This window comes from Marinobacter sp. (assembly GCF_040904845.1).
GTDB lineage: Bacteria > Pseudomonadota > Gammaproteobacteria > Pseudomonadales > Oleiphilaceae > Marinobacter.
In genome coordinates this window covers 1-14,339 of sequence record NZ_JBBDSR010000115.1, presented here as the reverse complement: position 1 = coordinate 14,339, position 14,339 = coordinate 1, and the positions used below count along the sequence as shown (strand labels likewise).

The 14,339-nt window shown below is 58.8% G+C and carries 13 protein-coding genes and 1 riboswitch; of the genes, 7 read left to right on the top strand and 6 right to left on the bottom strand.

From position 1 onward, the window contains the following. Positions 1 to 148: 148 nt before the first annotated feature. The 4 genes from cpdA to thiC form a co-directional block, all read right to left on the bottom strand. Entirely contained in the window at positions 149 to 955 is an 807-nt protein-coding gene (gene cpdA, locus WD429_RS16435) for a 3',5'-cyclic-AMP phosphodiesterase (RefSeq protein ID WP_368423276.1), read from the bottom strand. Positions 956 to 1,173: 218 nt separating this feature from the next. Then, positions 1,174 to 1,659, bottom strand: coding sequence for a DUF1249 domain-containing protein (locus WD429_RS16430; RefSeq protein WP_368423275.1), 486 nt, complete (start codon positions 1,657 to 1,659; stop codon positions 1,174 to 1,176). Beyond that, positions 1,659 to 2,276, bottom strand: a complete 618-nt coding sequence (locus tag WD429_RS16425; protein WP_368423274.1) for an NUDIX domain-containing protein — start codon at positions 2,274 to 2,276, stop codon at positions 1,659 to 1,661. Before WD429_RS16425 ends, WD429_RS16430 begins: the two co-directional genes overlap by 1 nt. Before the next feature lie 431 nt (positions 2,277 to 2,707). Next, entirely contained in the window at positions 2,708 to 4,585 is a 1,878-nt protein-coding gene (gene thiC, locus WD429_RS16420; RefSeq protein WP_368423273.1) for a phosphomethylpyrimidine synthase ThiC, read from the bottom strand. A gap of 125 nt (positions 4,586 to 4,710) precedes the next feature. After that, positions 4,711 to 4,822: riboswitch (TPP riboswitch) on the bottom strand. A 122-nt stretch (positions 4,823 to 4,944) separates the two neighbouring features. Between thiC and WD429_RS16415 the strand changes: the two genes are divergently transcribed. Further along, the gene (locus tag WD429_RS16415) at positions 4,945 to 6,330 is read left to right on the top strand and encodes a TolC family outer membrane protein (protein ID WP_368423272.1); all 1,386 of its coding nucleotides are present in this window, start codon (positions 4,945 to 4,947) and stop codon (positions 6,328 to 6,330) included. Positions 6,331 to 6,375: 45 nt separating this feature from the next. Here the strand turns inward: WD429_RS16415 and waaA are convergent, their stop codons facing one another. Further along, entirely contained in the window at positions 6,376 to 7,638 is a 1,263-nt protein-coding gene (waaA, locus tag WD429_RS16410; RefSeq protein WP_368423271.1) for a lipid IV(A) 3-deoxy-D-manno-octulosonic acid transferase, read from the bottom strand. A gap of 136 nt (positions 7,639 to 7,774) precedes the next feature. On the opposite strand from waaA, the gene lpxL reads away from it, so the two are divergent. From lpxL to WD429_RS16390, 4 genes are read left to right on the top strand one after another with little or no spacing between them, the layout of a single operon-like run. Further along, entirely contained in the window at positions 7,775 to 8,725 is a 951-nt protein-coding gene (lpxL, locus tag WD429_RS16405) for an LpxL/LpxP family Kdo(2)-lipid IV(A) lauroyl/palmitoleoyl acyltransferase (protein ID WP_368423270.1), read from the top strand. Further along, entirely contained in the window at positions 8,726 to 9,661 is a 936-nt protein-coding gene (locus tag WD429_RS16400; RefSeq protein ID WP_368423269.1) for a mitochondrial fission ELM1 family protein, read from the top strand. Then, complete coding sequence (locus WD429_RS16395) at positions 9,658 to 10,767, top strand: glycosyltransferase family 4 protein (protein ID WP_368423268.1); 1,110 nt, start codon at positions 9,658 to 9,660, stop codon at positions 10,765 to 10,767. Before WD429_RS16400 ends, WD429_RS16395 begins: the two co-directional genes overlap by 4 nt. A gap of 3 nt (positions 10,768 to 10,770) precedes the next feature. Further along, complete coding sequence (locus WD429_RS16390; protein WP_368423267.1) at positions 10,771 to 11,832, top strand: glycosyltransferase; 1,062 nt, start codon at positions 10,771 to 10,773, stop codon at positions 11,830 to 11,832. Here WD429_RS16390 and WD429_RS16385 read toward each other — a convergent pair. Further along, complete coding sequence (locus WD429_RS16385) at positions 11,771 to 12,463, bottom strand: SGNH/GDSL hydrolase family protein (protein ID WP_368423266.1); 693 nt, start codon at positions 12,461 to 12,463, stop codon at positions 11,771 to 11,773. The two genes, WD429_RS16390 and WD429_RS16385, sit on opposite strands and share 62 nt — an antisense overlap. A gap of 19 nt (positions 12,464 to 12,482) precedes the next feature. Between WD429_RS16385 and WD429_RS16380 the strand changes: the two genes are divergently transcribed. Both WD429_RS16380 and WD429_RS16375 read left to right on the top strand, forming a co-directional pair. Continuing rightward, positions 12,483 to 13,154, top strand: coding sequence for a YrbL family protein (locus WD429_RS16380; protein ID WP_368423265.1), 672 nt, complete (start codon positions 12,483 to 12,485; stop codon positions 13,152 to 13,154). A 134-nt stretch (positions 13,155 to 13,288) separates the two neighbouring features. Continuing rightward, on the top strand, positions 13,289 to 14,339 hold a 1,051-nt coding region (locus WD429_RS16375), incomplete at its 3' end, for a DUF3413 domain-containing protein (protein WP_368423264.1).

Here is a 14,339-nt window from a genome sequence, read left to right as displayed (position 1 = left end):
TGGTGGCGGTGAACTGCAGTCCGCTTGCCTGGGGCATGTCTTCGGTCCCTGAAGAAGTCGTGTGTATTCCATACATTGCTCGTCCTGAGCGCTGCCGATTATATACGCATGTAAGGGCTGTTTAACAGCCGCTACGGGCAAACTGTGATCAATAGCCGGTGCTGTCGATGTCCAGGTCGAATTCAAAGGCCTCCGCACGCCGAACCTCGGTGTGGAAAGCCCCGGAGGTCTCCAGCTCGAACCAGCGGTAACCGGGAGCCAGAGACTCGACTGCAAAGTCGGTGGAGCCGGTTGCAAACTGGATACAGGTTGACGGTGTCGCCAGCAGATGTACGCCCTTGCGCTGCAACTCATGCTGTTGATGAATGTGCCCCCAAAGCACTATTTTGATCTGGGGAAAGCGTTCAATCACATCCCAGAAGGCCTGCCGATTATGGAGGCCAATCTTTTCCATCCACCCCGAACCAATATCCACCGGGTGATGATGCAAGGCAATCAGGGCGGGTAATTCCGGGTTCTGCTCCAGGGTCTCAACCAAAAACGCCAGTTCCGAGCCTGCAAGCTCGCCGTAAACCTGGTTCGGGACGGACGAGTCCAGCATGATGAATTGCCAACCGCCCTGAATGATATGGCGCTGGTTGGCGTGATGCCCCAGGGCAGCTTCTTCAAGCGCACCCGGCTTGTCGTGATTACCGGCAATCCAGGCGGAGGGGCAAGTGAACGCCTTTAGTTTTTCACCAAAAACCCGGTATGCCTCATTGCTGCCGTCCTGGGCAATGTCACCGGTGGCGAGGATCAGATCGGGCTGGCCATGGTCTTCCAACGCTTGCGCAATGACGGCGTCCAGGCTATCCCGCGTATTCACACCCAGCAAGCCACCCGCCGGGTCGGCCATGAGATGAGGGTCGGTCAACTGCAGTACCCGCAGGGATCGGGCATTGTCCTGTGTGTTCATGGCGCTCATTTTCGTTGCTGGGCAAAGTACTTAGCTTGGTACAAGTGTAGGGTGAGAGTAGTCTCTTTTCCCAGTGCTAAATAGAACAGCAATCACATTCCATCCATACTGACGCGACAGATTGCACGCTTTGACAACTATCGCACAGTCATCGTCCATGGGTATTCCACCTTAGTCCACCCTCGGGGGGAGCCTTTCTGGAAGCCCCACTTCGCCCTTTAGTCCACTCCCTCACCAGCCGACCAGAGCGAGTGTTCCATCGGCAAATGGCCAAAGCGCAAACAGTAATTCAGCCAATCCGCCAGAAAACCGTTCACCTGAACTTTTTCATCCGGGTGGTGCATGAAACGGTTGGGATAATCGTTCACCGCAGCAATCTGCCGATCACGATAGCAACTGATCACCTCGGCCATGGCAGCGTCATGGTAGACCCGTACGGTGAGCTGGGGATTGTTGAGCCAGCGGCCGGCGTTATGTATCTGCTCCAGCAGGAGCGTTTCGGTGAAGCGTGCGGTCTGCAGCACTTTTATCCGCACCCGCCCGAGGTACTGTGACTCTCGATGCAGTTCAAACTCAGACACCGGCTGGCCGCCAGCTTCCAGCTGCCGCAACTGACACAGGCGCACGTAATTGCCATCACCCAGTGCGCCGAGCCGTCGCAAGTCCGGTACGTACCGTTTGGGCTTCATGGTCCACTCACCCATCACACCCACCCTTCCCGCAAGCGGGCGCGGTTTAACTGAAGCCACTGCAGCGCGATGATCGCTGCCGCGTTGTTGATGCGGCCATCGGAGATCATGGCAATGGCATCATCCGCCGAGACCACGTGAGCGCGGATATCCTCGTGTTCGTGCTCCACGCCAAACAGGCCGCCGGCGGATTCGGTGCTGATGCGCCCGCAGTATAGGTGGATGAGTTCCGTGCTGCCTCCGGGAGACACCAGGTAGTTGCAAATTTTTTCGAGCTTGCTGAAGGTGAGGCCGGCTTCTTCCTGCCCTTCCCTTTGCGCGACTTCTTCTGGTGTTTCACCGTTTTCGTTCATGCCGGCGACCAGTTCCAGCAGCCACGGCGACTGGTCCCGGCCCATGGCTCCGAGGCGGAACTGTTCCAGCAACACCACTTCATCCCGTTGTGGGTCGTAAGGGAGTACGCAGGTGGCGTCACCACGGAGAAACAGTTCACGGGTGAATACGGGCATGTCCCGGCCGTCAAAGCGCGGGTGGGTCAGCCACAGCTTGTCCATGCGGAAGAAGCCCTGGAAGACGGTTTCGCGTTTTTCGACGGTGATGTCGCTGGCGTTGAACTGGAACGGCTTGGTCATCGTTAATCCGGTTGCTAAGTCGATTTTGAACGATAGCCGTTGGTTGTCTGTTAATGCAAGCGTCTATCTCCAGAGCCGGGTGCAAGGCGGCCATTGGGGCCCTCTTCCCAAAACACGCTCAAGCCCATCCATGGGGCGCTTAGGCTCCGCCATCCATGGCTCCGCATAGTTTTGGGAAGAGGGCCCCAATGCCCGCCCCGGATCTCGAGCAACGCCTGCACCATTACAAAGCAGCGAAGTGAATGCTGTGGGAAGTCCGGACATATCTTGTTAGTTCGAAAGAGCTGGGGTGGCAGGGCCGTTCAGGAGTGTGCGGAGCCAGGGATGGCGGAGCCCAAGCCGAACAGGACGTCTTGAGGCGTCTCCTGAACGGCCCTGCCACCCCAGCTCTACCCACCAAACCATCAGGCTAGAGGGTCAAGCATCCAAACTCAGATCTTGTCATAAAGTTTACTCCCGGACTCAACAAACTCCTGAGACTTGGCCTGCATACCGGCGTCCACGGCGGATACCTCATCAAGGCCATGGGCCTTGGCATACTCGCGAACCTCCTGGGAGATCTGCATGGAGCAGAACTTCGGTCCGCACATGGAACAGAAGTGGGCCACTTTGGCGGACTCCTTCGGCAAGGTTTCATCGTGATAGGCCCGGGCCGTGTCCGGATCGAGGGCGAGGTTGAACTGATCCTCCCAGCGGAACTCAAAACGGGCCTTGGACAGCGCGTTGTCGCGGACCTGGGCACCCGGGTGACCCTTGGCCAGGTCGGCGGCGTGGGCGGCGATTTTGTAGGTGATGATGCCGGTTTTGACGTCGTCCTTGTTGGGCAGGCCCAGGTGCTCTTTCGGGGTGACGTAGCAGAGCATGGCACAGCCGTACCAACCGATCATCGCGGCCCCGATGCCGGAGGTGATGTGATCGTAACCGGGGGCGATGTCAGTGGTCAGAGGGCCGAGGGTGTAGAACGGGGCCTCGTCACAGCATTCCAGCTGCTTTTCCATATTTTCTTTGATCAGGTGCATGGGCACATGGCCGGGGCCTTCGATCATGCACTGCACATCGTGTTTCCAGGCAATTTTGGTGAGTTCGCCCAGGGTTTCCAGTTCACCGAACTGGGCCGCGTCGTTGGCGTCGGCAATGGAGCCGGGGCGCAGGCCGTCGCCGAGGCTAAAGGAGACATCGTAGGCTTTCATGATTTCGCAGATGTCTTCGAAATGCTCGTACAGGAAGCTTTCCTTGTGGTGGGCCAAACACCACTTCGCCATGATAGAGCCACCGCGCGACACGATGCCGGTGGTGCGCTTGGCAGTCATGGGCACGTGATGCAACCGCACGCCAGCGTGAATGGTGAAGTAATCCACGCCCTGCTCGGCCTGTTCAATCAGGGTGTCCCGGAAGATGTCCCAGGTTAGGTCTTCGGCTGCGCCACCGACTTTTTCCAGGGCCTGATAAATCGGCACCGTGCCGATGGGTACCGGCGAGTTGCGGATGATCCACTCCCGGGTTTCGTGGATATTCTTGCCAGTGGATAGGTCCATCACCGTATCCGAGCCCCAGCGGATGCCCCAGGTCAGCTTTTCCACTTCTTCTTCAATGGAGGAGCTGACCGCCGAGTTGCCGATGTTGCCGTTGATTTTCACCAGAAAATTACGGCCGATGATCATCGGTTCGGTTTCCGGGTGGTTGATGTTAGCGGGGATAATGGCACGGCCGCGGGCGACTTCGTCACGCACAAATTCCGGGGTGATTTCAGCCGGCAAGGAAGCGCCGAAGGACTGGCCAGGATGCTGATCCTCCAGAAGCCCATTTTCCCGGGCCTCCTGCAGCTTCAGGCTTTCCCGGATCGCGATGTACTCCATTTCCGGGGTGACGATGCCCTGGCGGGCGTAGTGCATCTGGCTGACGTTCTTGCCCGGTTTGGCCCGCAGCGGCTTGCGCTCGTCCATGAAGCGCAGGGGGTCCAGTTGGGGGTCTTTCATCCGGCGGCGCGTGAACTCAGAGGTGTAACCATCCAGGTGCCCGACATCGCCACGCTCCTCGATCCAGCCCGCCCGGATCGGCTGCAGGCCTTTGCGTAAATCAATAGTGACGTCAGGGTCGGTGTAGGGGCCAGAGGTGTCGTACACCATTACCGGCGGGTTCTTCTCGCCGCCCAGCTCGGTCGGTGTATCCTGCACGGCAATTTCCCGCATAGGTACCTGCAGGTCCGGCCGACTCCCCTGCACGTAGATTTTTCGTGAGCTTGGCAATGGTTTGATGGCAGCTGAATCGACTTGGGCAGAATCGCTTAAATAGGAAGGTAAGTCAGTCATCATGCGCTCCCGGACTTGGTTTGGGGGTGTCAGGTCGCGTATGACGGAGCGGCAGAGACGGTGCAATCAAAGCAGGGTTACCCTAATGGGGTTTCCCTTTGCGTCTTCGAATGTCACCTGGCTTGCAGCCATCTGGTCTTAATGCCTACGCCGGTATTATCCGGATCAGGTCGCGGGTTCTGCGTTGCAATCTCAGCCAACCCGATTTTAATCAGGCCAGCACCCCGTCAAGACGCGATGTACGAATGCGTAACACTCTGAATGAGTGCCCTTTGCAAGTGTAGAGATGCGGGGGATTATTGTCCATAATAGCCGTGCTCCGGAATCGGGGCCAACGCGCTTACGTATTAGGAGAAACAATGAAGAAACGATTGCTGCCCGGAATGATTGGCCTGCTCGCGGCAAATCCCGTTCTCGCCATGAACCTGATCGAAACCTACGAAAAAGCGCTGTCCTACGATTCCGGAATCGCGGCCGCCCGCGCCAGCTTCGAGGCGCAGGAGGCGGGAACTGACGTTAGCCGGGCCAACCTGCTGCCCCAGATCAACGCGCACGGTGAGGCAAACTACACCGACACCGAGAGCGAAAATCAGCAAGCCGACTACACCACGCTTGCCTATGGCGTGCAGCTGACACAACCGCTGTTCCGGGCCGATGCCTGGTACGCTTTCGATGCCAGCAAATTTCAGAGTGAAGCCGCTCGCGCCGAATACAACCTGGCGCAACAGCAACTGATTCTGGATGTTGCCACGGCTTACTTCAGCGTGTTGCGCTCAGCGGATACGCTGACCACGGCGCGAGCCACCGAGGCCGCCATCCAGCGCCAGTACGAGCAGGCCCAGGAGCGTTTCGACGTTGGCCTCATTGCCATTACCGAAGTGTATGAAGCCCGGGCCAGCTACGATGACAGCAAAAGTCAGCGCATCGCCGCCGAGAGCGATCTGGACATCGCCCGCGAACAACTGGCCCGCCTGACCGGCGAATACACCGAAGAGCTCGACAACCTGAGAGAGAACTTTCCACTGGGCCGCCCCGAACCCATGGACCCCACGCAATGGGAGCAAACCGCCCTGGAGCAGAACTGGACCATTCAGTCGGCGATCTACGAACTGAATACCAGTGAAGCAAACCTGAAGGCATCCAAGGCCGGCCATTACCCGACGCTGGACCTGAATGCGTCCTACGGCCAAAGTGAGATCAACGGCCTTAATGACGGCACGGCTCCGGTTCAACAGCGCTCAGATGGCACCACCACCGAGGCGGTGATTGGCGTCACCCTGAATGTGCCGCTGTACATGGGCGGTGGCACTCAAGCTGGGGTTCGTCAACAGCGTTCGCTGGTCGCAGTGGCGCAACAGGGGCTGGAAACGACCCGCCGGGACGTTCGGGTGAACACTCGCAGCCTGTTCCGCACGGTGAACACCAACGTTGAAACGGCATCCGCCCTGGAGCAGACCATTATTTCCCGGCGCAGTGCGCTGGATGCGACCCGCGCCGGCTATGACGTGGGCACCCGCAACATCGTGGAAGTACTGGATGCCGAACGTGCCTATTACGTTGCCCTGCGGGATTACGCCAATTCCCGCTATGACTACGTCATCAATACGCTCAGCCTGAAACAGGCCGCCGGCACCTTGAGCCCACAGGATCTTATCGACCTGAACAACTGGCTCAGCGCCACGGCCCCTGGCATTGAAGCGCTGGCCAATCAAAAGGAAACCCTAGAGGACCCGACCGACAACTGAGCCGGTCGTCACCCCCCCCTGCGAGGGCTCAGGCTGCCGCGGGGGTCAAACCCGCTTTACGATGCCATCCACCACTTTTTCCAGCGCACCGCGATTCGCATTCACCACCGCCAGCGCGCTCTCTCCGGATTGCCGGGCCTGGCCTGGATTCCCCAGCAAACCTATTACGCATTCCGCCAGCGACTCCGAAGTGGGCGTTACGTACAGGCCGTCGCCCGCATTCAGCCGGTTGTAGATCGTTTCGAAGTTGAAACTATGCGGGCCAGACAGCACCGGTAAGCCCCAGGCCGCCGGCTCCAGTGGGTTGTGGCCTCCCCGCTCGATGAGCGACCCGCCAACAAACGCAATATCGGACGCACCATAGAGCATCAGCAATTCGCCCATGGTATCGCCGAGATACACCTGAACAGCGGGTGCCAGCGCCCCTGATGCCCGGGAGCGGCGCGCCAGGTTGAGAGCCAGGGCTTCGGTCAGGGCCGCTACAGCGTCGAAACGCTCCGGGTGGCGCGGAACAATCACCAATAGCGCACTGGGGAACGCCTGCAACACCCGCTTGTGGGCTTCAAGAATCTGTTGATCTTCGCCCTCATGGGTACTCGCAGCAATCCATACAGGCCGCTCAGGACCCAACTGTGCGCGAAGGTCAGCCGCGCTTTCCTTGAGGTTCGCGGTTATATCAACATCGAACTTGATACTGCCAGTGACGGAGACCGACTCCGGCCGCGCCCCGATTCTCAGGAAGCGCCCGGCGTCTTCGTCCGCCTGAGCGGCAATCCAACAAAGACTACGCAACAACGGGCGCACCAATGACGCCACACGTTCATACCCTTGCGCCGAACGCTCCGACAGCCGCGCATTGATCAGAAAAATCGGCACGTCGTGGCGATCAGTATAGGCAATCATATTCGGCCAAAGTTCGGTTTCCATGATCACCAGGGCCTGTGGACGCACCCGCTCGGCAAAACGTCGGACCGCACCGGGTGTGTCGTAGGGTGAGTAGGCATAGCGTACCGAGTCCCCAAACATGGCCCGCGCCCTCGCCGAGCCCGTCGGGGTCATGGCGGTCATCAGGATCTGAGTATCCGGGCTACGGCGCAACAGGGCTTTGACCAATGGAGCTGCGGCAATGGTTTCGCCGACCGAAACCGCATGCACCCAGATCACCGGCTGTGAAAACCTCTCCACAAACCCGAGGCGCTCACGCCAACGGTGCCAGGCATCGGGATTGCGACGGCCAATCCACCACAAACGCAACAACACAAACGGCAGCGCAATTCGAAAAAACAGTGAATACAAAAAGTGAAGCATGAAGTCTCCGGGCCGTCTGTTCGGGGGCATTCTACCGAAACACACCGGCGTTAGCCCACATTGCTACTTTAGTCGGGATTAAGCACCCTGCTAAACTCCGGTTCTGACATCAAAGCCCAGACGAGATTGCCGAAGCGTGAGCAAACGCCCCTCAAAACAGCGCGATACCCGCTACTCCAGCTACCGGCACCCCCGCTGGTGGCCGACCTGGCTTGGCATCGCCGCGATGTGGCTGATGGCCCATTTGCCCTTGAGCTGGCAGTGGGCTTTGGGCAAATCGATTGGCGAGCTTGCCTATTGGCTGATTCCCCGCCGCCGCCACATTACCGAGACAAACATTCGCCTGTGTTTTCCGGAGCTAACAGCAAACGAGCAGCAGCAACGGATACGCAAGGCATTCCGCTCCAACGGCATAGGCCTTATGGAGATCGGGCTGGCATGGTTTCGCGACCCGAAAACCTATCTACCGGTCACCACCGTGCACGGCCTGGAACATGTGCAGGCGGCGCTAAAAAAAGGCCATGGCGTGCTGCTACTCGGCGGCCATTACAGCACGCTGGATCTGGGCGGAAGCCTGGTGACAGAGTTCATCGAAGCAGACGTCATGCAACGGGACCACAACAACCCTCTGATGAACGCCACCATGACTCGCGCCCGTGAGCGCCGTTACGGTGCCGCGCTAGACAGCAGAAACCTTCGGGGGCTGTTGAAACAGCTCAAGAAAAACCGCATTGTCTGGTACGCCACGGATCAGGATTACGGCCGCAAAAACATTGTGTTCGCGCCCTTCTTCGGCGTGCCGGCCGGCTCAATTACCGCCACATCGCGCATTGCTGGGCGTAGCGGGTGTGCGGTGGTGCCATTCAGCCATTTCCGACGCGAGCACGAACCCGGATACGACATTTATTTTCATCCGCCGCTGGAGAATTTCCCGTCCGGCGATGACCTGGCCGACGCCACGCGGGTGAATCAGGCCATTGAACAACAGATTCGCCGGCACCCCGACCAGTACCTCTGGATGCACCGGCGGTTCAAAACCCGCCCATTGCCGAGCGACCCGGACCTGTACCACGAGGATACCCGCTGAATGCAAACCCATGCGCCAGTGGTGTGGCTGCTCACCGACAACAAGCCCGGGCACCGGAATCAGCTCAAAGGTGTTGGTAACCGCTTACGAGTGCACGCGGGGGTATCGATTCACTGGCTTGATGCGCTGGCCCTGAAGGTTCCTCTTTGGCGTGCCGTCATCGGCCTGGCACCGACAATAGACCGATCACTGCCGCCGCCCGACCTAATCATCGGCGCAGGCACCTCGACTCACCGTTTGCTGCTGGCGCTTCGCCGCAAAACCCGGGCGAAAACAGTGGTACTGATGAAACCTGCCTTTCCACTGAATTGGGTCGATGCCGCCATTATACCGCAACACGACCGGGTTAAGGCCGGCAAGCGTGTTCTCATTACGACCGGCAGCCTCAACGGCATAACCCCTCTGGCACGCATCACCGACAAACCTGAGGCACTGATTCTGACAGGCGGGCCCTCACCGCATTTCAACTGGGACAACGATGTGGTGTTCGACCAGATCAACCATCTGATCGCCACCTATCCCGACTGGCGCTGGACCATTTCCAGCTCAAGGCGTACTCCGGCTGCATTGGCCGACAAGCTACAGGCTCTGGCTGGCATCAAGATTACGGTCGTCGGCCCGGACAACACCCACGCTGACTGGCTGGCCCATCAGTTGGCCGCGTCACGGGCGGTCTGGGTGACGCCCGACAGCATGTCCATGGTGAGCGAAGCTGCAACATCAGGCGTCCCGGCCGGGCTGCTGCAACTGATACCACATACCGGTAGCCGGGTTGCCCAAGGCATTGATCTGTTCGTCGAACGGGGGTATCTGGCACGGTGGAGTGACCACGCATTCGTGATGAGCGGAACCTCTCAGAGCAGCCAGCGCCTGTGGGAGTCAGACCGCGCCGCCAGGTGGTTGATCCAGCGTTTCCTGAAGCGGAGCCAACCATGAAGGTGCTTCAGATATTGCCGGCTTTACACAGCGGCGGCGTCGAGCGTGGCACCGTGGAATTTGCCGCCGAGCTGGTCAAGCGCGGCCACGAATCCATCGTGATCTCCAACGGCGGGCCGCTGGTCCGCCAGTTGGAAGCTCAGGGATCCAGTCACATCACGGTACCGGTGCACCGCAAGTCGCCCGCCTCCTTCGGCCAGATTCGGCCCATGCGCAGACTGCTTCAGGAGCTCAAACCGGACGTAGTGCATGTGCGCTCGCGCATGCCCGCCTGGATCACCTGGCTGGCATGGCGCGGGCTCCCAAAGGCAAACCGGCCGGTCGTGGTATCCACTTTTCATGGTATGTATTCAGTTAACCCCTATAGCGCCATCATGGCGAAAGCAGACCATATCATCGCGGTCTCTGATTGCGTGCGCGATTACATTACCCGCAACTTCCGGGTTACCGAATCCCGATTAACGGTGATCCAGCGCGGGGTTGATGTAGACAGCTTTTGCAACGGGCAGCTTGATGCCCAATGGCAGGCTGAGCTGGAACGCGAGTTTCCCCAGTTCCGGGGCAAGCGCCTTATCATGATGCCCGGCCGCATTTCCCGCTGGAAAGGCCAACTGCAATTTCTCGATGCCATGGCGGACATCGTTCACCAGCAACCGGATTGCCACGGCATCGTTGTCGGTGGCGTGGAACCCGGCAAAGACCGCTTTATGCAGGAACTGGAGCAACGACGGAGGGAAACCGGCCTGACGGAACACGTAACCTTTATGGGCCAACGTAGCGACATGGCCGAGCTCTACCTGGCCTCTGCGCTGGTCTGCCATATGTCCACCAAGCCCGAACCTTTTGGTCGCACGGTCACCGAGGCACTGGCATCCGGCACGCCGGTCGTCGCTTTTAACCGCGGGGGCGCAGCGGAAACCCTCCGCGCCTGCTTCCCGGAGGGGCTGGTCGAGCCTGACAACACCCGGAAATTCGCAGACGCGGCGCTCAGGTTGCTCAGCAACCCCACCCCACCCATCCAGATACCGGAACGATTCCGGCTGGCCGCGCAGACTGAAGCCACACTGGCGGTATACGATCGCCTGCTGGCGAATCGGCGAGCCTGATCCATGGACACCAACCTGACCATTGCCATGATCCTTGCCACCCCCGGCACCGGCTGGGGCGGCATGGAGAAGCACACGGCAGAGCTGGCGGCTGAACTCGCCAGGCGAGGCCATCAGGTGCATGTGCTGGCGCATCCGGCGTATCAATCACAGTTTTCACCAGCCGTGATGGCGCACTCGTTGCCCATGCACCTGGGTCGCCGAAACCCATGGCTCCGGTTCCGGTTGCAGCGCATCCTCCACTCGATCACGCCCAACGTGGCTCACGCACAGGGCAACAAGGCTGCAAGCCTGTTGGGAAGCGTCCAACGATACGCCGGTGCCAGAATTGGTGCCACGGTTGGCACCGTTCACGGCACCAAAACTTCACACACACCGTTTAATCCGCTGGATGGCGTTATCGCTGTCAGCGGCGACATTCTGGCTGCATTAGCTCATCCCAATAAACGCCTGATCTATAACGGCCTGCCTACCATCTCCGGAGGCAAAATGACCGGTGATACGATTATCCCGATCCCGGAAGACCGGCCGTTATTGCTTGCCGCCGGTCGCCTGGAGCCGGTCAAGCAGTTCGACCGGCTGATTCAGGCCTGGGTAAACGCCCGCCTTCCCGGCGCGTTGGTTATTCTTGGTGAAGGAAGTCAAAGGGCCGAGCTCACCGAATTGATCGCCAAACTCGGTGCAGAGGATCGCGTTTTGCTGCCCGGCTACGAGCCGCGCATGCGCCCTTGGCTGAAGGCGGCTTCGGCTTGTGCGATCAGCTCTCAGCGGGAGGGGTTTCCGTACATTCTGGTGGAATCCTTGCTGGCCCGGTGCCCAGTGATGGCGACACCCGTCAGCGGTGTCACGGAATTTTTACCACCAGACTGCGTTGCAGATTCAGACAGCGTAGCGGACCTCACAACGCTCATTGCACAGCACCTGCAGCCACCTCACCAACTGGCTGAGCGGCAGGCAGCCGCGTTTGAACACGCGGCGAACACCCTTACCCTGAACGCCATGGTCACTGCGACGGAACAGTTTTATCAACAGCTGGTTCCACGCTCTCATTCAACGCCGCGATGACTGCCTGTGACATTACCCGGTGCCCCTGTGCGCTCAGGTGTGTGCCATCCGACATCAGGCATTCAGACCGGTGCCGCCAAAGCTGACCATAAGCATCCGCAACCACGGCGTTGGCATGTCGCGCGGCAAGGTCATGCAACGCCTGGTTGTAGGTCTCAATACCCGGGTTGCGCGGCTCATCCAGGTTCGGCGGTGTGGCCACCAGCACAAACCGGGTTTGCGGTGCACAGAGAATAACACGCTCGATATTGGTGATGTATTCCTGCAACGGCACCTGCGACACCGCACCCAGCCTTTTCAGCAAATTGAGGCTTCGCCCGACCTTTTTGAGTTTCTTGACCAGTTTGCGCGCAAACTTTCGGAAGGGATTGTCCGGGTAGTACAACACGTAGGGCGCACCACGAAACACCAACCAGGAATCCACCAGGCCATACTGGATAAATGCCACCTGGTAGTGCGCGGGCGGGAAGGCCTGGGCATAGCGGATCAGTTCCCGGGTGGTGCTCATGGTATGACCGCAATTCACCAGATCCAGCCCGAAATGCCCGGCAACCAGCTCCGCCCATACCGGTTCGTGGTAGCCTTCCAACCCTTCGGTGTTACAGTCGCCGTAGGCAATACATTCATTCATAATCTGTGGCGTCTCATCAATGATTGACCTGTCAGGCTCTGAGCCCTTTGCCTCTGGCTACAACCGGCACTGTTATCGGCACCCGGATGATTCAACATTGTGTCTGAAAGTCCTGCGCCCTGAAAACATCGAAGCCCGTTTTCAACGCCAAGCCTGGCCCAAAAAGATCCTGGGCAAAGGCCGAATTAATGACAACCATCAGGAGCTCAAGGCTCACCAGCAGCCTGCCGTCAGGAAACTGCTCGCGGAAGACCGGGGCCCGCTGCTCTGGGCGCATTTGCCCCGCTTCCATGGCGCAGTTCAAACCTCCCTCGGCACAGCAAATGTCAGCGAATTGATGATCGAAAACGAGGGTGCACCGGCAGAGACACTCGAACATTACCTGCAGCGTAGGGGGTTCGATCAGCCCATTGGGGCCGCTACAGAAAGATTTTGCAACTGGCTCCTTGAAACACGCATACTCACTCGCAACCTGCTGCCCCATAATCTGGTCATTGCGGAACGCAACGGGCAATCAGAGCTGTTCCTGGTGGATGGGCTTGGAGCTCCCACTATTCCGCAGGCGCTCACCCGCCTACCCGGGTGGAGTGATCACTATATTGCCAGAAAAATCGCCAGATTCAGGGTCCGACTAGCCTGGGAACAGAACCCTGCCGGCCTGTCCTGGGAGGACTTCCAACGGTCGCGATAGTGTCTCCCGTCTCTGTGTTGTCGCCTGGCCCGCCCTCGGAAAGCACGGAGTTCATCGGCGGGCTATAAAACGGTAATATCACCGGCTTTCTGACATAACCTCCGATTGGCAGTCGTTTACCGGGATTAACCAAGATGATTCGTATTGGCATTTTCGTCAGGCAGCGTGCGGCATGGGCATCCTGGTTCATATTCGCCAATGGCCTGTTCGCCTTACTGATAGGGCTCCGATACCTACCATGGATGAACATTCCGGACGCAGAGACCTTTGCCTACACGACAACCCTTCTTCCGGGTCAGTTCGCATTACTCGCCTGGTTCGCAGGCCTTCCGCTACTGATCCTTGCCCTATTGTTACCCTTCAGGCGAATTCTATCCTTGCTCGCCGTGGTTTATGCAAGCCTTGGCATTGCCCTGCTTGCGATCGATACTGTGGTTTACTCACTGTATCGCTTTCATCTGTCGTCATTCGTGCTGGAACTGGCCATGGGTGGCGGCTCCGAGATTTTTTCTTTCTCCTGGCAGCTGTGGGCAACCACCATCAGCGTGTTCATCGGCATTATTCTGGTTGAGAGCGTGATGGCAGTTATTCTCTGGCGATGGCGACCACGGGGAAGCTGGCTGGGCACTGCCTTCTTGCTGATGTTCGGCCTACAGCTTGGTGCCCACAGCTGGCACGCCTGGGCAGATGCAAACTACGACACCCGTATCACTGGTATTACCCGCCACGTGCCACTCTACTACGCCGCCACGGCCAAACGCTTCATGAGTGAGCAGGGGCTGGTAGACCCCCAAAAGGTCCGGGATAACCAGGCAGTTCAAGCTCTGTCAGATGTCAGACTGGGCAGCCAGCTGAATTATCCAACTCATCTCCTGCAATGCTCTGAGCCGGATCGCAAGCTGAGTGTTCTGATGATTGTGATCGACGGTGCCCGTTGGGACATGCTGGACCCGCGCTGGATGCCAAACATTTATGAGTTTGCCGAGAGCAATCTGATTTTCGAGCAGCATTACAGCAATGGTAACGCCACAAAACCCGGCGTATTTACCCTCCTTTACTCACTGCCAGCCAGTTATTGGGATGCCTTTACCGCTGCCAAAGAGCCCCCAGTGGTGATCAGCCGAATGCAGGCTCTGGGTTACCAGACCAAGGTGCTGGGGTCCGCGACGCTGGTAAGTCCAGCTT